Source organism: Agrobacterium tumefaciens (assembly GCF_031801495.1).
In the GTDB taxonomy this organism is placed as follows: domain Bacteria; phylum Pseudomonadota; class Alphaproteobacteria; order Rhizobiales; family Rhizobiaceae; genus Agrobacterium; species Agrobacterium tumefaciens_K.
The window spans coordinates 227,176-252,107 of sequence record NZ_JAOEGC010000001.1 but is presented as its reverse complement, the minus strand read 5'-3'; the positions used below and the strand labels follow the sequence as shown (position 1 = coordinate 252,107).

The following is a 24,932-nucleotide window of genomic DNA, read 5'->3' as shown; positions in this document are numbered from 1 at the left end:
GCTGGTGTATGCGCGCCCCAAAGCGGCGGGGAGAGAATGGCAGACTTTACAGAGGCGCTGAAGCGCTTTCAGCCGGTTGGCGTGCAGCCGATCGCTGAAAATGAATTGAGGTTGCGCCTGCGCAATCTGCAAATGCAAATGATCCGGGAAGACGTGAAGGTGGTGTGGCTCGATGCATCATCCTCTCTCACGTACTATACCGGACTGTCGCTTGGTCTTTCCGAGCGGATTCACGGTGCCTTTGTGCCCGCTGAAGGTGATCTGCTTTATGTCAGCCCGGCTTTCGAAGAGCCCAAACTGCAAACCCTGATCCGTGTTCCGGGTCGGATTGCGGTATGGGAAGAGGATGAAAATCCCTTCGATATCATGGTGCGCCATGTTGAGGCATTTGCCTGTCCCGGCGTGCGTATCGCGATTGACCCTGCAACGCCATTCGTCTTTGCATCCGCATTGATGCAGCGTCTGGAAGGCCGTGTGATTTCCGCTCAGCCGATGATCGTGAAGCAGCGGCAGGTCAAATCTGCTACCGAAATCGCTATCATCCAGACGGCGATGGACGCCAGCTACGGCGTGCAAAAGGCTGTTTTTGAAAATCTGCGGGCCGGTGTTTCAACCACTGAAGTTGCTGATTTCGTTAATGCTGCCCATATCGCACTCGGGATGAAGCCGCTTTTTGTCGCTGTACAGTTCGGGGAGGCGACGGCCTATCCGCACGGCGTTCCCTATGCCCAGACGCTGAATGAAGGCGACATGGTTCTGGTCGATCTCGGCGGTATCCTGCACGGTTACCGGTCGGACATTACCCGGACGTATGTATTCGGTCAGCCGACCGAACGTCAGCGTTTCATCTGGAATACCGAGCGTGATGCGCAGGCTGCGGCATTTGCCGCGGCACGCAACGGCGCCCCGTGTTCCGAAGTGGATGCAGCTGCGCGTCAGGCGCTGGCGGGTGCTGGCTTTGGTCCCGGCTATGCTGTTCCGGGCTTGCCACATCGTACGGGGCATGGTCTTGGACTGGATATTCACGAAGAACCATATATCGTTGCTGGAAACGATACGCCGCTTGAACCAGGCATGTGCTTCTCCATCGAGCCGATGCTGTGCGTTTATGGAGAGTGTGGCGTGCGCCTCGAAGATATCGCTTACATGACGGAGGCTGGACCGCGCTGGTTCTGCCCTCCGGAAAAGAACCTCGACCGGCTTTTTCAGCCGGACGCAAGGTAATTGGTCGGGAGGCAATAGTCCGATGGGCAACACGCATGGTGTGTTGCCACTGACCAGAAAAAAGGCCCGTGAAAGGGCCGAAACAGGACTCAGATAAAGAGGGAAAGGACCACCAGATGAAAACGCTGACCCGCAGTTTGCTGATCGCTTCTGCGATTGCGATGACTTCCGCCATGCCCGCCATGGCGAAAACTTTCGTTTATTGCTCCGAGGCTTCGCCCGAGGGCTTTGATCCGGCGCCTTATACCGGCGGCGGTACGTTCGATGCGTCGGCGCACCCGGTCTTCAACCGTCTCGTTGAGTTCAAGAAGGGCACGACTGAAATCGAACCTGCTCTCGCCGAGAAGTGGGAAATTTCCGCTGATGGCCTCGAGTACACCTTCCAGCTGCGCAAGGGCGTGAAGTGGCACTCCAACGACAAGTTCACGCCGAGCCGCGATTTCAACGCTGACGACGTGATTTTCAGCTACGATCGCCAGGGCAACGACAAGAACCCGTGGCACCAGTACATCGCCGGCATCACCTACGAGTATTATTCCTCGATGGAAATGCCGTCGCTGATCAAGGAAATCGTCAAGGTTGACGATTACACGGTCAAGTTCGTGCTGAAGCACCCGGAAGCGCCGTTCCTCGCCAACATCGCCATGCCGTTCGCTTCGATTGTATCGAAGGAATATGCCGACACGCTCGACAAGGCTGGTACGAAGGAAGACTTCAACAACCTGCCGATCGGCACGGGTCCGTTCAAGTTCGTGGCCTATCAGAAGGACGCGGTTATCCGCTACCAGAAGAACGCCGATTACTGGGGCACGGCACCTAAGATCGACGACCTGATCTTCGCGATCACTCCTGATGCCGCTGTTCGCCTGCAGAAGCTGAAGGCTGGCGAATGCCACCTGATGCCTTATCCGGCACCGGCCGACCTTGCTTCCATTCGCGCAGATTCCAACCTGAAGCTCGACGAACAGTCCGGCCTCAACGTTGGCTATCTTGCCTACAACACGACATTGAAGCCGTTCGATGACCCGAAGGTTCGCAAGGCACTCAACATGGCCATGAACAAGCAGGCCATCATCGACGCCGTGTTCCAGGGCAATGGCCAGGTCGCCAAAAACCCGATCCCGCCGACGATGTGGTCGTACAACGACAACATCAAGGACGATCCGTACGATCCGGAAGCCGCCAAGAAGCTTCTCGAGGAAGCTGGCGTCAAGGATCTTTCGATGAAGATCTGGGCGATGCCTGTTCAGCGTCCTTACATGCCGAACGCGCGCCGTACCGCCGAGCTTCTGCAGTCGGACTTCGCCAAGGTTGGCGTCAAGGTTGAAATCGTCTCCTATGAGTGGGGTGAATACCTGAAGAAGTCGATGGAACCGGGCCGTGACGGCGCCGTCATCCTCGGCTGGACGGGTGACAACGGTGACCCGGACAACTTCCTCAGCGTTCTGCTCTCCTGCGCCTCGGCTCAGCCGGGTGGTGCAAACCGCGCTTTCTGGTGCAATCAGGAGTTCTCCGATCTCCTGACCAAGGCCAAGCAGACGAGCGACGTTGCCGAGCGTACGAAGCTTTATGAGCAGGCACAGGTCATCTTCAAGGATCAGGCTCCTTGGGCAACCCTCGACCACTCGACGCAGTACGTACCGATGCGCAAGAATGTCACGGGCTTCCAGATGAGCCCGCTTGGCGACTTCGTATTCGACACGGTAGACATCGCGGAGTAATCCCAAACAACAGGACGCGCGGGAGAACGACGTTCTTCCGCGCGTCTTTTCAGGAAAAAGACCATGATCCGGTTCATTCTCGGCAAATTTCTCTATCTCATTCCGACCTTCCTCGGGATTACCCTCGTTGCCTTCGCGTTCGTGCGCGTGCTGCCCGGCGATCCCGTGCTGCTGATGGCTGGCGAGCGCGGTATTTCGCCCGAGCGGCACGCGCAGCTTGCCGAACAGCTCGGTTTCAGCCAGCCCATCTGGCAGCAATATCTCCAGTTTCTCGGACGGCTTCTGCAGGGTGATCTCGGCAATTCGCTTGTCACCAAGAAGCCTGTTCTGACCGAGTTCCTGTCGCTGTTTCCAGCAACGGTCGAGCTTGGCCTCGTTGCCATCATCATCGCAACCGCAATCGGCGTCCCTGTCGGCGTTCTTGCTGCGATCCGGCGTGGATCCTGGTTCGATCAGATTTCGATGACGACGGCGCTGGTCGGTTTCTCCATGCCGATCTTCTGGTGGGGGCTTCTGCTCATCATCATGTTCTCCGGCATCCTCCAGTGGACGCCGGTATCGGGACGCATCTCGCTGATGTATTTCTTCCCTTCCGTTACGGGTTTCATGCTGATCGACAGCCTGATTTCCGGCCAGAAGGGCGCATTTGTCTCGGCGTTGTCGCACCTCATTCTGCCTTCCGTCGTGCTTGCCACCATTCCGCTTGCTGTCATCGCGCGCCAGACGCGTTCCGCGATGCTGGAAGTGATGGGTGAGGACTATGTACGCACCGCACGCGCCAAGGGCATGTCTGCCACACGCGTCGTCGGCGTTCATGCACTGCGCAACGCCATGATCCCGGTCATCACCACCATCGGCCTCCAGATCGGCGTGCTGATGGCGGGTGCCATCCTGACTGAAACAATCTTCTCCTGGCCGGGCATCGGCAAGTGGATGATCGATTCCATCTCGCGCCGCGACTATCCCGTGGTGCAGAGCGGCCTGCTTCTGACTGCGGGCATGGTGATGATCGTCAACCTGCTCGTCGATCTGACCTACGGCCTCATCAACCCAAGGATCCGTCACAAATGAGCGATGTGACCACGACCCCCACAAGTGGCGTCAAGCTTTCCGACGCCGCCATTCGCCGCCGGATGATTGCCGATTTCTGGTTCTATTTCCGCCAGAACCGTGGCGCCGTCATCGGCCTCGCCGTCTTTATTCTGCTGGTGCTGGTTGCGGTTTTCGCATCGCTGCTTGCGCCGCATGATCCGACCCAGCAGTATCGTGATGCACTGCTCATCCCGCCATTCTGGCAGGAGGGTGGCCGCGTCGACTTCCTGTTCGGCACCGATGCCGTCGGACGTGACATGCTTTCGCGCCTGATCTACGGCGCACAATACTCGCTGTTCATCGGTATCGTCGTCGTTTCCATCGCACTCGTCGGCGGCATCGTCATTGGCCTTATCGCCGGTTTCTTCGGCGGCTGGGTGGACAATGTCATCATGCGCGTGATGGATGTCATTCTCGCGTTCCCATCGCTGCTTCTGGCGCTGGTTCTGGTTGCGATCCTCGGACCTGGCCTGACCAACGCGATGATCGCGATTGCCATCGTGTATCAGCCGCACTTTGCGCGTCTGACCCGCGCCGCTGTGATGAGCGAGCTTCGCCGCGAATATGTCACGGCAGCGCGCGTTGCCGGTGCGGGTAATCTGCGGTTGATGTTCAAGACCATTCTGCCGAACTGCCTTGCGCCGCTGATCGTTCAGGCAACGCTGTCGTTCTCGTCGGCGGTTCTCGATGCGGCAGCCCTCGGCTTCCTCGGCATGGGCGCGCAGCCGCCCGCGTCCGAGTGGGGCACGATGCTGGCTGAGGCTCGCGAATTCATTTTGCGTGCATGGTGGGTTGTAACACTCCCGGGTCTTGCAATCCTCATCTCGGTGCTGGCCATCAACCTGATGGGTGACGGGCTGCGTGATGCGCTCGACCCGAAATTGAAGCGGAGCTGAGCGATGAGCCTGCTGAAAATCAAAAACCTTACGGTGAAGTTCGCCACTGCCACCGGTTCCTTCACGGCCGTGGACGGCATCGATGTATCGGTCGACAAACACGAAGTGCTGGCGATCGTCGGTGAGTCCGGTTCGGGCAAGTCGGTGTCGATGCTGGCGGTCATGGGCCTGCTGCCGGACACGGCGATGATCACTGCCGACGAGATGACCTTCGACGGCAAGAACCTTCTGACGCTCTCGCCACAGGAACGTCGCAGGCTGATCGGCCGGGAGATCACCATGATCTTCCAGGAGCCGATTGCCTCGCTCAACCCGTCCTTCACGGTCGGGTTCCAGATCGAGGAGGTCCTTCGCCTCAATCTCGGCATGAGCAAATCCGCGGCGCGCGCCCGTGCCCTGGAACTCTTCAGGGCGGTGGGCATTCCGGAGCCGGAAACCAAGCTCAATGCCTATCCGCACCAGATGTCTGGCGGTCAGTGCCAGCGTGTCATGATCGCCATCGCCATCGCATCCAAGCCACGCCTGCTCATCGCGGACGAGCCTACGACGGCGCTCGATGTGACTATCCAGAAGCAGATTCTCGATCTCCTGATGAAGCTTCAGGAAGAGTACGGCATGGCGCTGATCCTGATTACCCATGACATGGGCGTGGTTGCGGAAACCGCTGACCGCGTTGTCGTGCAGTACAAGGGTCGCAAGATGGAAGAAGCAGATGTGCTGAGCCTGTTCGAGGCGCCGCAGCACCCCTACACGAGGGCGCTCCTCTCGGCGCTGCCGGAAAACGCAACCGGTGACCGTCTGCCGACGGTTTCCGATTTCTTCGGCAAGGAGGGCGTGCAATGAGTGTTGTCGTCGAAGGCAAGGGTATCACGCGTCACTACCACGTTCCGGGCGGCATGTTCGGCGGCTCCAAGACGGTACAGGCGCTCAAGGGCATCGATTTTTCCGTCGAACGCGGCAAGACGCTCGCCATCGTCGGTGAATCCGGCTCGGGAAAATCGACTCTTGCGCGTATCATCGCGCTGATCGATCCGGCATCCGGCGGTGAGTTGAAGATCGAAGGACAGGCCGTCGATATCGCCAAGCGTCGTCCGGGTCCGGATATGCGCTCCAAGGTGCAGATGGTGTTCCAGAATCCGTACGGCAGCCTCAACCCTCGTCAGAAAGTTGGCGACGTGCTGATGGAACCGCTGGTCATCAATACGTCGGTTCCGGCAGCCGAGCGTCGCGAGCGGGCAGAAGCCATGCTGGTGAAGGTCGGTCTTGGACCAGAGCACTTCAACCGCTATCCCCATATGTTCTCGGGTGGTCAGCGTCAGCGCATCGCAATCGCGCGCGCCCTAATGCTCAATCCGACGCTTCTGGTGCTGGATGAGCCGGTTTCGGCGCTCGACCTTTCGGTTCAGGCGCAAGTTCTCAACCTTCTGGCCGACCTGCAGGAAGAATTCCAGCTGACCTATGTGTTCGTCAGTCACGATCTTTCCGTGGTGCGTTACATTGCCGACGACGTGATGGTGATCTCGAAGGGCGAAGCGGTGGAACAGGGAACGCGCGAGGAGCTTTTCGCCGATCCGAAGCATCCCTACACGCGCCAGCTTTTCGCTGCTACGCCAATCACGGATGTCGAGGCTATCCGCGCCCGTGTCGAACGACGCAAGGCCGCTCGGCTTGCAGCGCCGGCGTAAGCCTTTCTGAAGATGAAAAGAGGCCGGATTTCCGGCCTTTTTTATGAGTTCAGAAAATTGTCGATGGCGCCAAGTGCACCGTTTTCCCGGATGTCACGATAGGCTGCTTTCAACGCTGTCACGAAGACCAGGTTCTTTGGAAGATCATCGCCGAACGTTCGCGTAAAGGTCAGGAAACGTTCGACAACGACGTCCGGCTCAGTGGCGGCCTGATCCGGTGCATCCCAGTCATTGAAGGCCGGGTCGAGAATGGTAATCGGCTGGCCGCTTTCATCCAGTTTAGCGCAGGACCGTATCCAGAGTGCCAAGGCGAGCACAAGCGGGCGGCTGTCGGTGTCGCTCTCCATCAGTTCGCGTAGCGCTCCCAGAATGCGTTGCGGCAATTTTTGTGAAGCATCGGAAGCGATCTGCATGGTTTTGTGCTGGAGCGCAGGATTGCCGAAACGATCCCGTAGACCTGCCGCGAATGCCTCGCCATCCACAGACGGATCGAGCGTTTTGCCAACGGCCTGCCAATAGGAATCGATGAAGTTGCGGATGGTGGGTTCGCGCCAGGCATCTGCAACGGTTGCCAGTCCGGCGATTTGCCCCGCCGCCGCCATGGCGGTATGCGCACCATTCAGCATTCGCAGCTTCATGTGTTCGTACGGCTCGACATCAGCGACGAATTCGACGCCGGATTTTTCGAGTGCCGGTCGCCCGTGTGGGAAACGATCCTCGATCACAAAGCGAAAATAGGGTTCCGCCACCACAGGCCATGCGTCCTCGACCCCAAGAGCCGACGCAATCGTTTCCCGATCATCGTCCGTCGTTGCGGGAACGATCCGGTCGACCATGGAGCATGGGCAGGCGATGTGCCTGGTGACGAACTCCGCCAATTCTGCGTCTGCTAGCGCAGCAAATTCCAGCAGCAGTTTGCGCAGGACATGCCCGTTGGAGGGAAGGTTGTCGCACGACAGGAGGGTAAGCGGTACGGACCCTTCAGACTTTCGGCGTCTGGTCGCGGCAAGTATGAAGCCATAGATTGTTCGTGGCCTATCCGGGTTTGCGAGATCGTGTATGATATCCGGATGGTCGCGCAGCAGGGTCTTGCTGGCGAGATTGGTGACATAGCCTTTTTCAGTTACGGTCAGCGTGACGAGCCGTACCCTTGGATCGGAAAGGCGATCGATCAAGCGTTCCGGACTTTCCGGTGCGACGATTGTCTCCAGAATGGAGCCGATCACACGAAACCGCTCGCCATCACCGTCGCGCAGGTTGAATGTATAGAGATTGTCCTGATGCTCTATGGCGTCACGTGTTTCGGTGCTTCTGAGCGAAGCAGCCACGATGCCCCACTGTGTTTCACCGCGCTTGAGGCAATCGTCGATAAAAACCGCCTGATGGGCGCGATGAAACGCGCCTACTCCGAGATGAACGATGCCCGGCGTTACTGCGTCCCGGTCATATTCCGGAATTTCGATGGATCGTGGGAGTTGGGATAAGGACTGCTTTGAAAGCCTTCCCCTTATTTTCTGGGGGCTCGCAGCGGCATTCAGTTGTTCTGGCGTCAATTTTGTTTCCTCCCATGTTTCCGCACCGTGCCCCGCGGTTATTCTCCGCTTTGCTTCAGCAGACGGACCTGTCGCAGCGTGTTTTGCCGGCTGCGCTCGAGATGTCGCCACAGCGCGTCGATGATCTGCGCCTTGCTCTTTGCTGCAATGGCGTCGGCGATGTTCTGGTGCTCATCGACGGAACGGGCATAGTCTCCCAGGATCGAAACGAAAACCGTATGGGTCTGGTCGAGGATGCGCTCGTGCGAGCCTGAAATAACCGGAATATGCGCGGCCTCCACCAGCAGGGTATGAAAAGACCGGTCATGAAAAAGAGCCTGGGACAGGTCATCCAGTGTCGTGCCCTTTGAGAATTCGCGATGTTTCTGCAGGCTTTGCAAGAGCTTCGAATGCAGGGCGTCATCCAGCTTTCCCGCGTCGAAGGCGACCTCCACCGCGCCCTTCTCGATAAGCATTCTGGCTGCGTAGATTTCCTCGATATCCTCTACGGTGAAGTCTCTCACCACCATGCCGCGCCGGGAAGAATTTACGACGAGTCCATCGGCTTCAAGCTTCAGACAGGCTTCCTTGACCGGGGTGGGGCTGATGCCGAGGGCATTGGCGAGTTCGTTCGGTAGCAGGCGCTCGCCGCCACGGAGCCTTCCGCTGACGATGCGGGCGCGCAGTTCCTGATGCGCCTGTTCGGCGAGGGTGACTTTAACCAGCGTGTTCATGGCAGCATCATTGCTCAAGACAAAACGATGGGCAACATATCAAAATTAAAAATAAAAAATTTTTTATTTTTTGTGCAGGATTTTTGCGCTACGGATGGGGAGTAGATTGCCGACAGCCTCTGGAGGAGGGGGCTGTCGGTGTCTGATGGCGCTGGTTTTGGGGCTTCTTGTCGTTCGGTATGCGGACCCCGGCGCAGCGATCATCTCAGGCCTCCGATATTCTGTTCATCGCAAGGGAGTGTGCGTCTCATGAAAATCAAATCCGTCGAGCCCTTTATCCTGCATCTGCCCCTGACATCGGATTCCATCTCCGATTCCACGCACAGCATCACCCATTGGGGCGTGGTTGGGGCAAAGATAACCACCAGCGACGGTCTTGAGGGCTACGGCTTTACGGGTACACATGCGCATCTGCCGTCGGACCGGCTGATAACCTCCTGCATCAGCGATTGTTATGCGCCGTTGCTGGTGGAAGAGGATGCGTCCGAACACACACGGCTCTGGACGAAGCTTGCACGTCATCCTTCGCTGCAATGGGTCGGTCGCGCCGGTATCACGCATCTGGCGCTGGCTGCCGTCGATGTCGCGCTGTGGGATCTGAATGCCAAGAAGGCCGGGGTTCCGCTTTGGCATCATCTCGGCGGTGCCAGAACCAATGCGCTGGAAGCCTATAATACCGATATCGGCTGGCTTTCCTTCAGTCTCGAAAATCTGTTGGCGGGCAGCGCGAAGGCCGTGGAGGAGGATGGTTTCACACGCCTCAAGATCAAGGTTGGTCATGACGATCCGAATGTCGATGTCGCGCGTCTCGCGGCGGTTCGCAAACGCGTCGGCTCATCCGTCCGCATTGCTATAGACGGCAACGGCAAATGGGATCTGCCAACCTGCCAGCGGTTCTGCGCGTCCGCCCGCGATCTGGATATATATTGGTTCGAGGAGCCAATGTGGTACGACGACGTGACGAGCCACGCCCGACTTGCACGGAACACATCAATTCCGATTGCGCTTGGAGAACAGCTTTACAGTGTCGATGCCTTCCGATCCTTCATAGATGCTGGCGCTGTCGCCTACGTGCAGCCCGACGTGACAAGGCTTGGCGGCATTACCGAATATATTCAGGTTGCCGATCTGGCGCTTGCGCATCGTTTGCCCGTCGTGCCGCATGCCGGGGAGATGAGCCAAGTGCATGTGCATATGAGCTACTGGCACCCGGCCTCCACCATTCTGGAATACATTCCGTGGATCAAGGATCATTTCAAGGAGCCTGCCAACGTGACGGACGGCATTTACCGGCGCCCGGAACAGCCGGGCGCCAGCACGACGCCACTTGCCGCGAGCGTGGAACGCTACGGCAAGCCAGTCAGATGAGGTGAAGCTGGTCTAGGATCAGCGCCAGCCGAGTGCTGGCGCCACCTGCTTCAGGATCGTTTCGATCACATGTGTGTTATACGCGACGCCAAGCTGGTTCGGCACGGTGAGAAGCAGCGTGTCAGCCTCGGCGATTGCCTCATCGGCCTTGAGTTGCTCTATGAGCTTGTCTGGCTCGGCGGCATAGCTGCGCCCGAAGATCGCCCGCGTCTTGTCATCGATGAAGCCGACGGAATCGTCTTCCTTGTTGCCATAGCCGAAATAGGTCCGGTCCATGTCGTTGACGAGCGCGAAGATGCTGCGGCTGACCGAGACGCGTGGTTCACGGGCGTGGCCTGCTTCTTTCCATGCGGCGCGGTAGGCGCGGATCTGCTCGGCCTGCTGAACGTGAAACGGCTGACCCGTTTCGTCGGTCTTCAGCGTCGAGCTTTGCAGGTTCATGCCAAGCTTGGCCGCCCACTCCGCCGTTGCGTTCGAGCTCGAACCCCACCAGATGCGCTCACGCAGGCCATCGGAATGCGGCTCCAGCCGAAGCAGGCCGGGCGGGTTGGGGAACATCGGGCGGGGATTGGGCTGAGCGAACCCTTCACCTTTCAGCAGTTCCAGAAAGACTTCGGTGTGTTGACGTGCCATATCCTCGTCGGTCTGCCCTTCCGCCGGGCGATAGCCAAAATATCGCCAGCCGTCGATGACCTGCTCCGGCGATCCGCGGCTGATGCCAAGTTGAAGGCGCCCGCCGGAGATCAGATCCGCGGAACCGGCATCTTCGGCCATATAAAACGGGTTTTCGTAACGCATGTCGATGACGCCGGTGCCGATCTCGATGGTCCGGGTTCTGGCGCCGACAGCGGCAAGCAGCGGGAAAGGTGAGGCAAGCTGGCGGGCGAAGTGGTGAACGCGGAAGTAAGCGCCGTCGGCTCCAAGCTCTTCTGCCGCAACCGCAAGGTCGATGGATTGCAGCAGCGTATCTGCGGCAGAACGCGTCTGTGACTGGGGAGAGGGCGTCCAGTGCCCGAACGACAAGAATCCGATCTTTTTCATGATGACCTTCGAAACGTTGGAGGGGTACCGGAGGGAGCGCCGGTTTCGTTGTTGCCAGTCATATAGGCATCGCAACGACTTAACCAATCCGGCAAACGGAAACAGGGTGTTGCCGAATTGTGAACGACGGGCGTTCAGGTAAGCGATTTGCGGTCAAGGACGAAAAGATTTTCGTGCGAGCGCACCGTAGTCAGGATGAAGTCGATCAGTGAACGAACGCGTGGAACATCGGCAAAATCGTGATGGCTGGTCAGCCAGTATCCTCGCCGCAGCTCTACCTCTTCCGGCAGCACCATCTGAAGATCCGGGAAACGTGCCGCAATGAAGTTCGGCAGTATGCAGAGGCCTCGGCCGCTGAGCGTCGCCGTGAGCTGCGCAAAAATGCTGGAGGATTGGAAGTTAGGCCTTAGCCCCGGCAACACGTCCCGCATGTAATCAAGGCCCGGCGAAAAGATCAGATCCTGTACGTAGCCGATGAAGAAGTGGTCGGGCAGATCTTCCCGGCGTGTGATCTTCGGGCGACCCGTGAGATAGGATCGTGATGCATAGATATGCAGCGTGTAGTCGATGATCTGTTCACTCACATATGGACCGGCTTTCGGTGGATCGAGTGTCACGGCCACGTCGGCCTCTTTTCTCGAAAGCGCCATGATCTGCTGGATCGTCACCAGTTCCACCATGATGTGGGGATGCGTTGTGGCGAAGTCTTTCAGTCTTTCCACAAAGAAAAAGTTTGCGAAACCTTCCGGTGCGCTGAGACGCACGACGCCGCGCAACAGGCTGCCGCTTTCCGAAATGTCGGATTGAAGCCGCTCGGCCTCCGCCTCGATACGCTCGACCGTATCGACAAGTCGCCTCCCCACCGTCGTCAGTTCGTAACCGCGTGGATTGCGCTCAAACAGCTTGGTTTTCAGGGAAAATTCCAACCGGTCGATGTGACGGGAAACCGTGGCGTGGCTGGTGCGCAGGCTGCGGGCGGCGGACGAAAGCTGACCGGTGCGCGCCACTGCGAGGAAATATTGCAGGTCGTCCCAGGTGAAAGGCGTTGCCATATTGTCCTCGTCTCTCCACTTCTGTTCAAAAATGAACAGTTCCTGTTCGCAATTTGATGATGCAGCCGTCTTGTGTCAACGCTCGAATTCGAGAAGTCTAGCGTCAGGATGCACCGCTTTGAGGATGGTGGTGTGACCGTTTCAGTGCAGATCGGGGCGGGTGTTCCGTCCACTGCTGCACAGATCAAATTTGAGGCTCGCAATCGATCTCTGGGAGGAGAAGTCAATGCGCAAGAGCATTATTTTGTCCACGGCCATGGCGTTGGCCGCGGGAACTGCCGCCTATGCCGCCGAGGTTTCGGATGGCAAGGTCAAGATCGGCATTCTGAACGATCAGTCCGGGGTCTATGCCAACTTTGGCGGTAAATATTCCTATGAAGCCGCCAAGATGGCGGTGGAGGACTATGGTGGCAAGGTTCTGGGCTCACCTGTCGAGGTTGTGACCGCCGACCACCAGAACAAGGCCGACGTTGCGTCCAACATTGCCCGCCAGTGGTACGATACCGAACAGGTCGATAGTATCATGGAACTGACGTCCTCGTCGGTCGGCCTTGCTGTGCAGGCGCTGTCCAAGGACAAGAAGAAGATCACCATCAATACCGGTGCGGCAACCACCGAACTGACCGGCAAGCAGTGCAGCCCCTATGGCTTCCACTGGGCCTATGACACCTATTCGCTGGCTGTCGGTACGGGCGGCGCGCTCGTCAAGCAGGGCGGCGACAGCTGGTTCTTCCTGACGGCTGACTATGCGTTCGGCTACTCGCTGGAAGAAAACACCAGCAACTTCGTCAAGTCTAACGGCGGTAAGGTGCTTGGGTCGGTCCGTCATCCGTTGGCGAGCACGGACTATTCCTCCTTCCTGCTGCAGGCACAGTCCTCCGGCGCTAAGGTCATCGGTTTGGCCAACGCCGGTCTCGATACCTCCAACGCCATCAAGCAGGCCGCGGAATTCGGTATCGTCGCAGGAGGACAGCGTCTCGCCGCACTTCTCTTCACGCTTGCGGAAGTGCACGGCCTCGGCCTTGAAGCCGCACAGGGCCTGACGCTGACGGAAGGTTTCTATTGGGATCGTGACGACGAGTCCCGCAAATTCGGTGAACGCTTCAAGGAGCGCACCGGCGCCATGCCCAACATGGTCCATACCGGCACCTATTCGGCTGTTCTGCATTATCTGAAGGCCATCGAAAAGGCAGGCACGGATGATGCCGATGCCGTTGCAAAGGCCATGAAGGAGATGCCGGTCAACGACGTGTTCGCCAAGGACGGTCAGGTTGCCGCCAATGGCCGTATGATCCACGACATGTACCTCATGGAAGTGAAGAAGCCGGAAGAAAGCAAACAGGCCTGGGACTACTACAAGGTGCTTGCCACCATCCCCGGCAAGGAAGCCTTCATGGACCCCGCCAAGAGCGGTTGCTCTCTGGTAACGCAGTAAGGGGATACTTCATGACGATCGCTCCCGTCCTTGCCAGACAGGAGGACCACCGCGTCGTGCTTTCGGCGCGTGGGCTCTCCAAGACTTTCGGCGCATTCGCGGCCGTGAAAAACGTCGATCTCGACGTCCAACATGCCCGCGTGCATGCCCTGATCGGTCCTAACGGTGCGGGGAAAACCACGGTCTTCAATCTGTTGACCAAGTTTCTCCAGCCGACGGGCGGGACGATCACCTTCATGGGAACGGATATAACAAAAACGCCACCGGACAAGGTGGCGCGGCTCGGCCTCGTACGTTCCTTCCAGATCTCGGCGGTGTTTCCACACCTCACGGTTCTGGAGAACGTGCGGGTCGCGCTGCAACGACCGAACAATCTCGCCACCCAGTTCTGGCTGCCGCTTTCGTCGCTGGACACGCTCAATGCGCGGGCCGAGGAACTGATCGGTCTGGTTGGTTTGACGCGGGAAAAAGACGCCCTCGCAGCCGATCTTTCCTATGGCCGTAAACGTGTGCTGGAAATCGCCACCACACTGGCGCTCGATCCCAAGGTTCTGCTGCTGGATGAGCCGATGGCGGGTATGGGCGGCGAGGACGTCGCACATGTCGCGGATTTGATCCGCGAAGTGGCGAAAACCCGCGCGGTGCTGATGGTGGAACACAACCTCAAGGTCGTGGCCGACATCTGCCATCACGTCACGGTGCTGCAGCGTGGCGAAATCCTTGCGGAAGGCGACTACGCCGCCGTTTCTGCCGATCCGCGCGTGCGGACGGCCTATATGGGTACGGAGGAAGCCTGATATGACGGCACTTCTCGAAGTTTCAAATCTGAAATCCTGGTATGGCGAAAGCCAGGCGCTGCATGGCGTCGATCTCAAGGTCGGCGAAGGCGAAACCATCACCATCCTCGGGCGTAACGGCGTCGGAAAGACCACGACGCTGCGCACCATCATGGGGATCATCCGCAACCGCAAGGGCACGATCAAGCTGGCGGGCAAGGACATGATGCCGGTGCCGCTGCATCGCACGGCAAAGCACGGAATAGGTTTCGTACCGGAAGAGCGCGGTATTTTCGCGACGCTGAGCGTGGAAGAGAACCTCAAGCTGCCGCCGGTCGTTGCCGAGGGCGGCATGAGCATCGACGAAATCTATGAGCTGTTTCCCAACCTTTATGAACGTCGCGGCAGCCCAGGAACGAAGCTCTCTGGCGGCGAGCAGCAGATGCTTGCCATGGCGCGCATCCTCCGCACCGGTGTCAGGGTCCTGCTGCTGGACGAGCCGACGGAAGGCTTGGCGCCCGTCATCGTCCAGCGCATCGGCGAGGTACTGCAAAAGCTCAAGAGCCGGGGCATGACGGTGGTTCTCGTCGAGCAGAATTTCCGTTTCGCCAGCAAGATTGCCGATCGGTTTTACCTGATGGACCACGGTCACATGGTCGGAGATTTTCCCGTCAGGGAGCTTCCCGAACGTATGGGCGAACTCAATAAAGTGCTGGGGGTTTGATTATGACGATGATCTTCGGCATTCCTGTTCAGGCTCTTCTGGGGCAATTGCTTGTGGGCCTCATCAACGGTTCTTTCTACGCCTTGCTGTCGCTTGGCCTGGCCGTCATTTTCGGCCTGCTGCGCGTCATCAATTTTGCGCATGGCGCACAATACATGCTCGGTGCTTTCGTTGCCTTTCTCGGGCTGCAATATTTCGGCATCAGCTTTTGGGTTGCGCTGGTTGTCACGCCGCTTGTTGTGGCTGCCTTCGGGGCAATCATCGAACGATTCATGCTGTCGAGGCTTTATGATCTCGATCCGCTTTATGGCCTGCTGTTCACCTTCGGCCTTGCTCTGGTTGTGGAAGGAACGTTCCGTTGGCTCTATGGTGCGGCAGGTCAGCCGTACTCCGTCCCTCCGCAGCTGGCGGGCGGCACCAATCTCGGTTTCATGTTCCTGCCCAACTACCGAGCCTTCGTCGTGGTGATTTCGCTCATCGCCTGCCTTGCTACATGGGCGCTTATCGAGAAAACCCGCCTCGGTTCCTACCTTCGGGCAGCCACGGAAAACCCGACGCTCGTGCAGGCATTCGGTATCAATGTACCGGTGTTGCTGACGCTGACCTACGCGCTCGGTGCCGGGCTCGCCGGTTTCACCGGCGTGCTGGCCGCGCCGATCTATCAGGTGTCGCCCCTTATGGGCACGAACCTCATCATCGTGGTGTTCGCCGTGGTCGTGGTCGGCGGCATGGGTTCGATCATGGGGGCGATCGTCACCGGTTACATGCTCGGTATCGCTGAAGGTTTGACCAAGGTCTTTTATCCGGAAGCCTCCAACATCGTCATCTTCGTCATCATGGCCTTTGTGCTTCTCATCCGCCCAGCCGGACTCTTCGGAAAGGACGCCTGATATGTCCAAAGCCATTCACAATTCTGCTGCTGCCATTCCTCCCGCGGACGTGTCCGCAACCGCCGGAACCATCAAGACGGTGTTGATCGTCGCCGGGCTTGCGGTGCTGGCTGTCGCGCCGATGTTCATCTATCCGATCTTCCTGATGAAGCTCCTTTGCTTCGCGCTGTTTGCCTGCGCCTTCAATCTGCTGATAGGCTATACCGGGCTTCTATCCTTCGGACATGCGGCGTTCTTCGGAGGGGCTGCCTATTTCACCGCCTATTCGGTGAAGGAGTGGGGCGTGACGCCGGAGATCGGCCTTGTTATCGGCATGGCAGGGGCGGCGCTTCTTGGTCTTGTCATCGGCTTTTTCGCGATCCGCCGGCAAGGCATCTATTTCGCGATGATTACGCTCGCCTTGTCGCAGATGTTCTATTTCTTCTGCCTGCAGGCACCCTTCACCCATGGTGAGGACGGGCTCCAGGGCGTGCCGCGTGGTCATCTCTTCGGTATTCTCGATCTCAACGCGACGACCAACATGTATTACACGGTATTGGCGGCGTTCGTGATCGCGCTCCTCGTCATCTGGCGTTTTGTCAATTCGCCGTTCGGCATGATCCTGAAGTCCATCCGCGAAAACGAGCAGCGCGCCATCTCATTGGGTTACAGCGTGCAGCGCTACAAGCTCGGCGCTTTCGTGATGTCGGCCACGCTCGCCGGTCTTGCGGGCGGCCTCAAGGCGCTGGTCTTCCAGTTCGCGACGCTGACCGATGTGACCTGGCAGATGTCCGGCGAAGTCATCCTGATGACGCTGCTCGGCGGAATCGGCACCATGATCGGGCCGATCTTCGGGGCTGGCCTTGTGGTCACGCTTCAGAACTATCTGGCGACGTCCGATTTCCCGGTCACGATCATTACCGGTCTCGTCTTCATGGCATGCGTACTGGTTTTCCGCCGCGGCCTGATCGGTGAGTTCTATGCATCCCGCCTTGGCCGGAAACTCGGTTTCCAGCATCGCGGATAGGCTTTGTCAAAATCGAGATGAAAAGGTCCGGCCAGCGCTTGTCCAGCGCGGGAAGGGGACCGTACGGAGAAAAACATGGGCGAATATGACTATATCGTCATCGGAGCGGGCAGCGCTGGTTGCGTTCTCGCCAACCGCCTCTCGAAAGATCCGAATAATCGTGTGCTGCTGCTGGAAGCGGGCGGCAGTGACAATTATCACTGGATCCACATCCCGGTCGGTTATCTCTACTGCATCAACAACCCGCGCACGGACTGGTGCTTCAAGACGGCGGAAGAGCCGGGGCTGAATGGTCGCTCATTGATCTACCCGCGTGGCAAGGTGCTTGGCGGCTGCTCTTCGATCAACGGCATGATCTACATGCGCGGCCAGGCGCGCGATTACGATATGTGGCGGCAACTCGGCTGTGAAGGCTGGGGCTGGGACGACGTGCTTCCTTATTTCCTGAAGTCTGAGGACTTCTATCGCGGCAAAAGCAATCTGCATTCAACCGGTGGCGAATGGCGGGTCGAGAAGGCCCGCGTGCGCTGGGATGTACTGGATGCGTTTCAGAAAGCGGCAGCCGAGGCAGGCATTCCATCCACCGAGGATTTCAACCGGGGAGACAATGAAGGTGCGGGTTATTTCGATGTGAACCAGCGCTCCGGCTGGCGCTGGAACACGGCCAAGGCATTTCTGAAACCTGCGCGCGGACGTGCAAACCTCACCGTTCTTACCAAGGCGCATGTGAAGCGGCTCATTATCGAAGAAGGCGCGGTCAAAGGCGTAGAGTTTCACCACGACGGCGTGTTGAAGACCGTGCGGGCGCGACGGGAAACCGTCCTTTCTGCCGGCGCCATCGGTTCGCCGCATATTCTCGAGCTTTCCGGCGTCGGGCGGGGAGAGGTGCTTCGCCAGGCTGGTATCGATCCTATTGTGGAAGTGGCAGGCGTTGGCGAAAACCTTCAGGATCATCTGCAACTGCGCATGATCTACAAGGTTTCCGGTGTTCCGACACTGAACGAAAAAGCGTCGACCCTATTTGGGAAAGCCCGGATCGGCATCGAATATGCGTTGACGCGCTCCGGCCCGATGGCAATGGCGCCCAGCCAGCTCGGCGTTTTCACCCGCTCCTCACCGGACAAGGAAACGGCGGATCTCGAGTATCACGTCCAGCCGGTTTCCCTCGAAAAGTTCGGGGAGCAGGTTCACACTTTCCCGGCAATCACGGCCAGCGTTTGCAATCTGCGGCCGGAAAGCCGTGGTTCGGTGCATGTCAAAGGCCCGGATTTCGCCATGCAGCCGGAAATCCGGCCGAACTATCTGGCGACCGAAGGCGACCGGCAGGTGGCGATTGACGCCATGCGACTGACGCGCCGTATTGTCGCACAGCCAGCCTTCGCCCGCTTCCAGCCGCAGGAGTACAAGCCAGGTCCGTCCTATGAAAACGACAACGATCTGGCGCAGGCGGCCGGCGATATCGGCACGACGATTTTCCACCCCGTCGGCACGCTGCGGATGGGGTCGGACATCGAGAGCGTCGTTGACGCACGGCTGAAATTTCGAAAGCTTCGTGGGTTACGGGTGGCCGATGCTTCCGTCATGCCTCGGATCACTTCGGGCAATACCAATTCGCCGACGATCATGATCGCGGAAAAGGCCGCCGACATGATCCTGGCGGATAATCGATGAGAGGAAAAGACCATGCAGACCGTCGCTTTTATCGGGCTGGGACATATGGGGCTGCCCATGGCAGCCAATCTGGTCAAGGCTGGCTACACCGTCAAAGGTTTCGACCTTTCCGAGGCGTGCCTTTCAGCGGCAAGGGCGGCTGGCGTGCCTGTAACAGCTAGTACGAATGACGCCGTCACGGCGGCGGATGTCGTCATCACCATGCTGCCTAAGGGTGAGCATGTGGTTGCTGTTTACGGCGATCTGCAGAGACAGGTTTCTTCCGGTACGCTTCTGATCGACTGCTCGACCGTGGATATGACAAGCGCCCTGAAAGCGCACGGTCTGGCCGCGTCCGCCGGTTGCCCATCCGTCGATGCGCCGGTGTCCGGCGGTACGGGCGGGGCCGCGGCCGGTACGTTGACCTTCATGTGTGGCGGAACGGAAGAGGCGTTTGCCTCCGCGCGGCCAATCCTTGAAGCGATGGGCAAAAAGATCGTGCATTGCGGCAAGGGTGGTAACGGTCAGGCAGCCAAGATCTGCAACAACATGATCCTCGGCATTTCGATGATCGCCGTTTCGGAAGCCTTCGTGCTTGGCGAAAAGCTCGGCCTTTCCCATCAGGCGCTTTTCGATGTCGCCTCCACCTCATCCGGACAATGCTGGTCGCTTACCACCTATTGTCCGGTGCCGGGGCCGGTGCCGACGTCGCCCGCCAACAACGACTATCGACCCGGGTTCGCCTCCGCGCTGATGCTGAAGGACCTGAAACTTTCGCAGGATGCCGCAGGCGGGTCGGGTGCATCCACGCCACTGGGTGCCGCGGCGACATCGCTGTATGGAGATTTCGTCGGTGAGGGCGGCGGTGATCGCGATTTTTCGGCCATCGTCGAGATGTTGCGCGGAGGTGAAGCATGAATGCGGTTGCCCAGTCGGATGTTCTGTGGGCTCCGCCACAGGCCAGGCAGAGGCGATCGGCGCTCTATCGTTTTGCGGAAAAAACGAGGTCTATGCATGGCGCCGAACCGGATGATTATCCCGCACTGCTGTCATGGTCGATCCGGGATCCGGAAGGTTTTTACGGTCTTCTGTGGGATGAGCTTGCGATCATTGGAGAGCGAGGCGACACGTCATTTGTCGCGGGAAAGACGATCCGGGACACGGCATTTTATCCGCAAGCGCGGCTAAACTACGCCGAGAACCTGCTGCGCGATGCCGATGGTCGGCTGGCCGTGATCGCTCATCGGGATGACGGCACCCGTCGCACGATCACCCGCCGCGAGCTTTATGATGATGTGTCCCGTCTGGTGCAGGCTCTCCAAGCTGCAGGAGTTGGGGAAGGTGACCGGGTAGGGGCCATAGTCACCCATGATATAGAGGCTATCGTCGCCTATCTCGCCACGAGTGCTATCGGGGCCATCTGGTCGTCGTGCTCTCCGGATTTCGGACCTGCGGGAGCTTCCGACCGGCTGTCGCAGATCGATCCGAAAATTCTTATCGCGGTGCCGGAATACGGTTATGCGGGCAAGCGCATCGATGTGGCTCCGACAATCCGTGCGGTGGCCAAGAGTGCGGGGCCTGAGAAGATCGTGTTGATCGGCGACGCGGTTCCACCTGCATTGGCCGACCTCGGCTGTGTGACACTCAGGGATTTCGTCGCCCCTTATGAAGCGCGTGAGATCGCCTTCAATCGCTTGCCTTTCGAAGCTCCGCTGGTCATTCTCTATTCTTCCGGCACGACCGGCAAACCGAAATGCATTACCCATTCCGGTGGTGGCCTGTTGCTCCAGCATATGAAGGAGCAGAAACTGCAATGCGACATTCAGCCGGGAGAGTGTTTCTTTTATTTCACCACCTGCGGCTGGATGATGTGGAACTGGCAGGTCTCGGGCCTCGCGCTCGGTGCAACGCTTGTCACCTATGATGGCAATCCGGGTTATCCGTCGTCCACGCGTCTGGTCGATCTCATCGATGAAGAAGGTATCGCCACGTTCGGAACGTCCGCGAAGTTCATCGATGCCTGCCTCAAGGCCGGGGTGAGGCCTCAGGAGAGCCATGATCTTTCAACCCTGCGCACGATTCTCTCCACGGGTTCGCCGCTGATCCCCGCGTCGTTCGATTACATCTATCGGAACTGGAAATCGGATGTGCATCTTGCTTCCATATCGGGAGGCACCGATATCTGCGCCTGCTTCCTCGGTGGCAATCCTCTCCAGCCGGTTCATCGTGGCGAATTGCAGGGCGCGATGCTCGGCATGGATATCGACACGCTGGACGACGAGGGACGGACGATAATGGGTGTCCCGGGAGAACTCGTCTGCCGCAACGCTCATCTCTCCATGCCGGTCAAATTCTGGGGTGACGATGACGGCTCACGGTATCAGGCTGCCTACTTCGACAGATTTCCGGGCATCTGGGCGCATGGCGATTTCGCCGAAAAACGTGCATCCGGAGGTTACGTCATTCACGGACGCTCTGACACCACTCTCAATCCGGGCGGCGTTCGTATCGGCACGGCGGAAATCTATCGTCAGGTGGAAACGGTGCCTGAAGTCGAGGAGGCGATTGCCGTCGGGCAGGATATCGATGGCGACCAGCGCGTCATTCTTTTCCTGCGTCTGAAGAACGGCGAGGTGCTGACGGAGGCGCTGGAAAAGACCATTCGTGCGCGTATCCGTTCGGGTGCTACGCCTCGGCATGTTCCGGCAAAAATCATCGCGGTCACCGCCATCCCCCGCACCCGCTCAGGAAAAATTTCCGAGATTGCCGTTCGTGACACGATTCACGATCGCCCGGTGAAAAATACCGAAGCGCTGGCCAATCCGGAAGCACTCGAACTATTTCGCAACCTGCCGCAATTGAAGGATTAGGCCATGGGCGAAGACACGGAACCGAAGATCGCCCTCGTGACGGGTTCCACGAGCGGCATAGGACTGGCGATCGCAAAACGCTTGGCGGAGGCTGGCTATCTTGTGGCCGTCCATGGAATAGAGTCGAACGCGGACGCGGCCCAGATCGTCGAAACCGTCGCGAAGAACGCAAGGCATGCGCCTGTCTACTTTTCTGCAAACCTCGCCAAATACGAAGAGAGTGCCCATCTTGCCGAAACCGTTATCGGCAAATTTGGCGGTATCGACGTGCTGGTGAACAATGCTGGCGTCCAGAAGGTGTCGCCGATCGATGAGTTCGATTTCGCCGATTTTTCCCGCATCGTTGCCGTGTCGCTGGACAGTGCGTTTCACACCATCCACGCCGCCTTGCCCGGCATGAAGAAACGGGGATGGGGCCGCATCGTCAACATCGCATCGGCGCATGGTCTGCGCGCCTCGCCTTTCAAGGCGCCTTATGTTGCAACCAAGCATGCCGTGGTGGGTTTGACCAAGAGTGTGGCGCTCGAAGTGGCGGAACAGGGTATCACCTGCAATGCAATCTGCCCCGGTTATGTCTGGACGCCGCTGGTAGCCGCGCAGGTCGTCGACCAGGCCCGTATCCATGGCATGAGCGAGGATGAGGTGGTGAAGAAGGTCATTCTCGCGCCGCAACCGACCAAGCGCTTCGTGCAACCGGAGGAAATTGCCGAAATGGCGCTGTATCTGTGTGGCGATATGGCCCGTTCCATCACGGGAACGGCCATTTCCATCGACGGTGGGTGGACAGCGAAGTAGACCGTTGATCCCGCTCTGATTGAAAAAAAACATCGGCATGGAACCAAATGCCTCTGATCCCGTTACGTGCGGGGTGACAGGATTGGGGGCGTTTCATGGCAGTTACGGCGACTGCGGTCATTCTCACGCTTATGGGACTGGCCTTGTTTGGCTTCGGTTCCCAGCTGGCTATGCTGGGTGGTAGCTTCTATTACGTTTTGTCCGGACTGGCGTTTGTTCTGACAGCCGGACTGTTGTTCAAGCGCGACCGATCTGCCTTGCACGCATATGCCGTCCTCATAGTGGCGACACTTGCCTGGGCAATATGGGAAGTCGGTTTTGACTGGTGGCAGCTTGGACCACGCGGCGGCATCATCATTCTGATCGGCATGTGGCTACTGACGCCGTGGATCAAGCGGCCGCTCGGTTTTTCCAGCCCTACAGGGACGATGTACGGTCCCAATGCCTGGCCACTGGCCGTTTCCGTGCTGGCGGCAATCCTCGTTGCGGGTTACTCGATGGCACAGGATCCACATGATCAGGCGGGAACACTTTCACAGGAGCAGCTAGTATCGTCGCCTGTCTATGGCGGAAATGTACCGGATAACGAGTGGCACCAGTATGGCCGCACGCCTTATGGACAGCGATATTCGCCCCTGGCCCAGATCAATACCGACAATGTTTCCCAGCTGAAGGAAGTTTGGCGTTATCAGACCGGCGACGTGAAGCTTCCGGATGATGTCGGTGAAACGACCTATCAGGTCACGCCACTCAAGGTCGGCGGATCGCTCTACATCTGCACTCCACACAATTGGGCGATTGCCATCGATGCGGCAACCGGCAAGGAGAAGTGGAAATACGATCCCAACGTTGGACTAAATCCGGATCGTCAGCATCAAACCTGCCGCGGCGTATCCTATTACGCCGAACCGTCAGCGTCACCGGGTTCGGCTTGCGCGCAACGGGTCTATCTTCCCACGTCAGATGCCCGCCTCATAGCACTCGACGCTGCAACGGGTCAGGTGTGCACGTCTTTTGCCGATCAGGGTGTTCTGCATCTCGAGCAAGGCATGAAATACAATCCCGCAGGATATTACTACTCCACATCGCCACCGGTAATCGTCGCGGGAAAGATCATCATCGGCGGAGCGGTGAATGACAACTATTCGACGCAGGAGCAGTCCGGCGTCATTCGCGCTTTCGATGTCAATACGGGAGCGCTTATCTGGAACTGGGATTCGGGAAACCCAGCGAGAACCGAGCCGCTCGCGCCGGGGGAAACCTATACTACCAACTCGCCCAACAGCTGGTCTGTCTTTAGTTATGATGAAGGGCTGGGCCTCGTCTACATTCCGCTTGGTAATCAGGTCCCGGACCAGCTTGGCATGGGGCGCAGCGAAAACGTGGAGAAATATTCGTCCTCCATCGTCGCGCTGGATATCAACACCGGCCAGGACCGCTGGGTCCGCCAGACCGTTCATCACGACCTCTGGGATATGGATGTGCCCGCCCAGCCAGTCTTGCTCGATATTACCAGGCAGGACGGCGCCACTGTGCCGGCTCTCGTTGGGCCGACAAAGCAGGGCGACATCTATGTGCTCGATCGTCGCACCGGCGAGCCGCTTTTGCCGATAACCGAAGAGCCCGCGCCGGCCGGCGCGATACCGGAGGATTTCAGTGCGCCGACACAACCCACTTCCGCCCTGACGTTCAAGCCAGAGCCGCTTCAGGAAAAGAACATGTGGGGCGTTTCCATGTTCGATCAGCTGGCGTGCCGCATCAGCTTCCACAAGCTGAACTACAAGGGGCGCTACACGCCGCCGTCCTTGACGGGCACGCTGGTCTATCCCGGAAATTTCGGTACCTTCAACTGGGGTAGTGTGGCGATCGATCCCGAACGTCAGGTCATGTTCGGTATGCCCACCTACCTCGCCTTCACCTCGCGGCTTGTGCCGCGCGACCAGATCCCGCCGAAAGGTCAGGATGAAAAGGGCAGCGAGCAGGGATTGAACCGCAACGATGGGGCACCTTATGGTGTGTTCATGGGTCCGTTTCTTGGCCCGCTGAAAATCCCGTGCCAGGCGCCGCCATGGGGTTATGTTGCCGGTGCCGATCTGCGGACCGGAGAGATCGCTTACAAACACAAGAACGGCACGGTCTACGACATGACGCCTCTGCCGCTTCCCTTCAAGATCGGTGTTCCGGGCATTGGTGGGCCGATGATTACCAAAGGTGGCGTTGCGTTTCTGGGGGCCGCAGTCGACAACTATCTGCGCGCCTACGACCTGACGACCGGGAAGCAACTTTGGGATGCGCGCCTTCCAGCTGGCGGTCAGGCGACACCGATGACCTATGCGCTGGATGATGGCAAGCAATATGTCGTCATGGTTGCGGGCGGTCACGGTTCGGTCGGAACCAAGCCGGGCGATTACGTTATTGCATATACATTGCCATGAACGCGT

The 24,932-nt window shown here is 58.6% G+C and carries 21 protein-coding genes; 17 read left to right on the top strand and 4 right to left on the bottom strand.

The window, feature by feature from the left end; genetic code table 11:
• Positions 1–36 precede the first annotated feature (36 nt).
• The 6 genes from N7578_RS01230 (at position 37) to N7578_RS01205 (ending at position 6,618) form a co-directional block, all read left to right on the top strand.
• A complete protein-coding gene (locus N7578_RS01230; protein ID WP_311108506.1) occupies positions 37–1,224 on the top strand; it encodes a Xaa-Pro peptidase family protein in 1,188 nt (395 codons plus the stop codon).
• A 116-nt stretch (positions 1,225–1,340) separates the two neighbouring features.
• Complete coding sequence (locus tag N7578_RS01225) at positions 1,341–2,945, top strand: ABC transporter substrate-binding protein (RefSeq protein WP_311108505.1); 1,605 nt, start codon at positions 1,341–1,343, stop codon at positions 2,943–2,945.
• Positions 2,946–3,008: 63 nt separating this feature from the next.
• Positions 3,009–4,016, top strand: a complete 1,008-nt coding sequence (locus tag N7578_RS01220) for an ABC transporter permease subunit (RefSeq protein WP_311108504.1) — start codon at positions 3,009–3,011, stop codon at positions 4,014–4,016.
• On the top strand, positions 4,013–4,933 hold the full coding sequence (locus tag N7578_RS01215) for an ABC transporter permease subunit (protein WP_311108503.1): 921 nt from the start codon (positions 4,013–4,015) through the stop codon (positions 4,931–4,933). Before N7578_RS01220 ends, N7578_RS01215 begins: the two co-directional genes overlap by 4 nt.
• Positions 4,934–4,936: 3 nt before the next feature.
• On the top strand, positions 4,937–5,776 hold the full coding sequence (locus N7578_RS01210; RefSeq protein WP_311108502.1) for an ABC transporter ATP-binding protein: 840 nt from the start codon (positions 4,937–4,939) through the stop codon (positions 5,774–5,776).
• Positions 5,773–6,618 carry a dipeptide ABC transporter ATP-binding protein gene (locus N7578_RS01205; protein WP_311108501.1) on the top strand — a complete coding sequence of 282 codons (846 nt, stop codon included), beginning with the start codon at positions 5,773–5,775 and terminating at the stop codon, positions 6,616–6,618. The genes N7578_RS01210 and N7578_RS01205 overlap by 4 nt, the downstream gene beginning before the upstream one ends.
• 41 nt (positions 6,619–6,659) lie before the next feature.
• Here the strand turns inward: N7578_RS01205 and N7578_RS01200 are convergent, their stop codons facing one another.
• Together N7578_RS01200 and N7578_RS01195 are read right to left on the bottom strand one after the other, a co-directional pair.
• Entirely contained in the window at positions 6,660–8,129 is a 1,470-nt protein-coding gene (locus N7578_RS01200) for a mannitol dehydrogenase family protein (RefSeq protein WP_311110018.1), read from the bottom strand.
• Positions 8,130–8,209: 80 nt separating this feature from the next.
• Positions 8,210–8,884, bottom strand: a complete 675-nt coding sequence (locus tag N7578_RS01195; RefSeq protein ID WP_311108500.1) for a GntR family transcriptional regulator — start codon at positions 8,882–8,884, stop codon at positions 8,210–8,212.
• 249 nt (positions 8,885–9,133) lie between these two features.
• Here N7578_RS01195 and N7578_RS01190 point away from each other — a divergent pair, with 249 nt between their 5' ends.
• A complete protein-coding gene (locus N7578_RS01190; protein ID WP_311108499.1) occupies positions 9,134–10,252 on the top strand; it encodes a mandelate racemase/muconate lactonizing enzyme family protein in 1,119 nt (372 codons plus the stop codon).
• Positions 10,253–10,270: 18 nt separating this feature from the next.
• Here the strand turns inward: N7578_RS01190 and N7578_RS01185 are convergent, their stop codons facing one another.
• On the bottom strand, positions 10,271–11,293 hold the full coding sequence (locus N7578_RS01185) for an LLM class flavin-dependent oxidoreductase (protein ID WP_311108498.1): 1,023 nt from the start codon (positions 11,291–11,293) through the stop codon (positions 10,271–10,273).
• 134 nt (positions 11,294–11,427) lie between these two features.
• On the bottom strand, positions 11,428–12,345 hold the full coding sequence (locus N7578_RS01180) for a LysR family transcriptional regulator (RefSeq protein ID WP_311108497.1): 918 nt from the start codon (positions 12,343–12,345) through the stop codon (positions 11,428–11,430).
• Between the two features lie 226 nt (positions 12,346–12,571).
• Between N7578_RS01180 and N7578_RS01175 the strand changes: the two genes are divergently transcribed.
• The 10 genes from N7578_RS01175 (at position 12,572) to N7578_RS01130 (ending at position 24,926) form a co-directional block, all read left to right on the top strand.
• Positions 12,572–13,780, top strand: a complete 1,209-nt coding sequence (locus N7578_RS01175) for an ABC transporter substrate-binding protein (RefSeq protein ID WP_311108496.1) — start codon at positions 12,572–12,574, stop codon at positions 13,778–13,780.
• Positions 13,781–13,791: 11 nt separating this feature from the next.
• Positions 13,792–14,577, top strand: coding sequence for an ABC transporter ATP-binding protein (locus N7578_RS01170; RefSeq protein WP_311108495.1), 786 nt, complete (start codon positions 13,792–13,794; stop codon positions 14,575–14,577).
• 1 nt (position 14,578) lies between these two features.
• Positions 14,579–15,280 carry an ABC transporter ATP-binding protein gene (locus tag N7578_RS01165; RefSeq protein WP_311108494.1) on the top strand — a complete coding sequence of 234 codons (702 nt, stop codon included), beginning with the start codon at positions 14,579–14,581 and terminating at the stop codon, positions 15,278–15,280.
• A gap of 2 nt (positions 15,281–15,282) precedes the next feature.
• Positions 15,283–16,170 (top strand): branched-chain amino acid ABC transporter permease, encoded by an 888-nt coding sequence (locus N7578_RS01160; protein WP_311108493.1) that lies wholly within the window; start codon positions 15,283–15,285, stop codon positions 16,168–16,170.
• Between the two features lies 1 nt (position 16,171).
• Positions 16,172–17,176, top strand: coding sequence for a branched-chain amino acid ABC transporter permease (locus tag N7578_RS01155; RefSeq protein WP_311108492.1), 1,005 nt, complete (start codon positions 16,172–16,174; stop codon positions 17,174–17,176).
• A 75-nt stretch (positions 17,177–17,251) separates the two neighbouring features.
• Complete coding sequence (locus tag N7578_RS01150) at positions 17,252–18,847, top strand: GMC family oxidoreductase N-terminal domain-containing protein (RefSeq protein WP_311108491.1); 1,596 nt, start codon at positions 17,252–17,254, stop codon at positions 18,845–18,847.
• A 12-nt stretch (positions 18,848–18,859) separates the two neighbouring features.
• The gene (gene mmsB / locus N7578_RS01145) at positions 18,860–19,744 is read left to right on the top strand and encodes a 3-hydroxyisobutyrate dehydrogenase (protein WP_311108490.1); all 885 of its coding nucleotides are present in this window, start codon (positions 18,860–18,862) and stop codon (positions 19,742–19,744) included.
• Positions 19,741–21,696: an acetoacetate--CoA ligase gene (locus N7578_RS01140; RefSeq protein ID WP_311108489.1), complete on the top strand. Its 1,956-nt coding sequence runs from the start codon at positions 19,741–19,743 to the stop codon at positions 21,694–21,696. Before mmsB ends, N7578_RS01140 begins: the two co-directional genes overlap by 4 nt.
• A gap of 3 nt (positions 21,697–21,699) precedes the next feature.
• Positions 21,700–22,491: a 3-hydroxybutyrate dehydrogenase gene (locus tag N7578_RS01135; RefSeq protein WP_311108488.1), complete on the top strand. Its 792-nt coding sequence runs from the start codon at positions 21,700–21,702 to the stop codon at positions 22,489–22,491.
• Between the two features lie 95 nt (positions 22,492–22,586).
• Positions 22,587–24,926, top strand: a complete 2,340-nt coding sequence (locus N7578_RS01130; protein WP_311108487.1) for a glucose/quinate/shikimate family membrane-bound PQQ-dependent dehydrogenase — start codon at positions 22,587–22,589, stop codon at positions 24,924–24,926.
• Positions 24,927–24,932: the final 6 nt, after the last annotated feature.

Coding starts and splice junctions, on each gene's coding strand:
- N7578_RS01190 (WP_311108499.1), top strand. CDS start 9,134: ATGAAAATCAAATCCGTCGAGCCCTTTATCCTGCATCTGCCCCTGACA.
- N7578_RS01150 (WP_311108491.1), top strand. CDS start 17,252: ATGGGCGAATATGACTATATCGTCATCGGAGCGGGCAGCGCTGGTTGC.
- N7578_RS01225 (WP_311108505.1), top strand. CDS start 1,341: ATGAAAACGCTGACCCGCAGTTTGCTGATCGCTTCTGCGATTGCGATG.
- N7578_RS01175 (WP_311108496.1), top strand. CDS start 12,572: ATGCGCAAGAGCATTATTTTGTCCACGGCCATGGCGTTGGCCGCGGGA.
- N7578_RS01230 (WP_311108506.1), top strand. CDS start 37: ATGGCAGACTTTACAGAGGCGCTGAAGCGCTTTCAGCCGGTTGGCGTG.
- N7578_RS01220 (WP_311108504.1), top strand. CDS start 3,009: ATGATCCGGTTCATTCTCGGCAAATTTCTCTATCTCATTCCGACCTTC.
- N7578_RS01180 (WP_311108497.1), bottom strand. CDS start 12,345: ATGGCAACGCCTTTCACCTGGGACGACCTGCAATATTTCCTCGCAGTG.
- N7578_RS01135 (WP_311108488.1), top strand. CDS start 21,700: ATGGGCGAAGACACGGAACCGAAGATCGCCCTCGTGACGGGTTCCACG.
- N7578_RS01165 (WP_311108494.1), top strand. CDS start 14,579: ATGACGGCACTTCTCGAAGTTTCAAATCTGAAATCCTGGTATGGCGAA.
- N7578_RS01170 (WP_311108495.1), top strand. CDS start 13,792: ATGACGATCGCTCCCGTCCTTGCCAGACAGGAGGACCACCGCGTCGTG.
- N7578_RS01140 (WP_311108489.1), top strand. CDS start 19,741: ATGAATGCGGTTGCCCAGTCGGATGTTCTGTGGGCTCCGCCACAGGCC.
- N7578_RS01215 (WP_311108503.1), top strand. CDS start 4,013: ATGAGCGATGTGACCACGACCCCCACAAGTGGCGTCAAGCTTTCCGAC.
- N7578_RS01130 (WP_311108487.1), top strand. CDS start 22,587: ATGGCAGTTACGGCGACTGCGGTCATTCTCACGCTTATGGGACTGGCC.
- N7578_RS01205 (WP_311108501.1), top strand. CDS start 5,773: ATGAGTGTTGTCGTCGAAGGCAAGGGTATCACGCGTCACTACCACGTT.
- N7578_RS01185 (WP_311108498.1), bottom strand. CDS start 11,293: ATGAAAAAGATCGGATTCTTGTCGTTCGGGCACTGGACGCCCTCTCCC.
- N7578_RS01160 (WP_311108493.1), top strand. CDS start 15,283: ATGACGATGATCTTCGGCATTCCTGTTCAGGCTCTTCTGGGGCAATTG.
- N7578_RS01195 (WP_311108500.1), bottom strand. CDS start 8,884: ATGAACACGCTGGTTAAAGTCACCCTCGCCGAACAGGCGCATCAGGAA.
- N7578_RS01210 (WP_311108502.1), top strand. CDS start 4,937: ATGAGCCTGCTGAAAATCAAAAACCTTACGGTGAAGTTCGCCACTGCC.
- mmsB (WP_311108490.1), top strand. CDS start 18,860: ATGCAGACCGTCGCTTTTATCGGGCTGGGACATATGGGGCTGCCCATG.
- N7578_RS01155 (WP_311108492.1), top strand. CDS start 16,172: ATGTCCAAAGCCATTCACAATTCTGCTGCTGCCATTCCTCCCGCGGAC.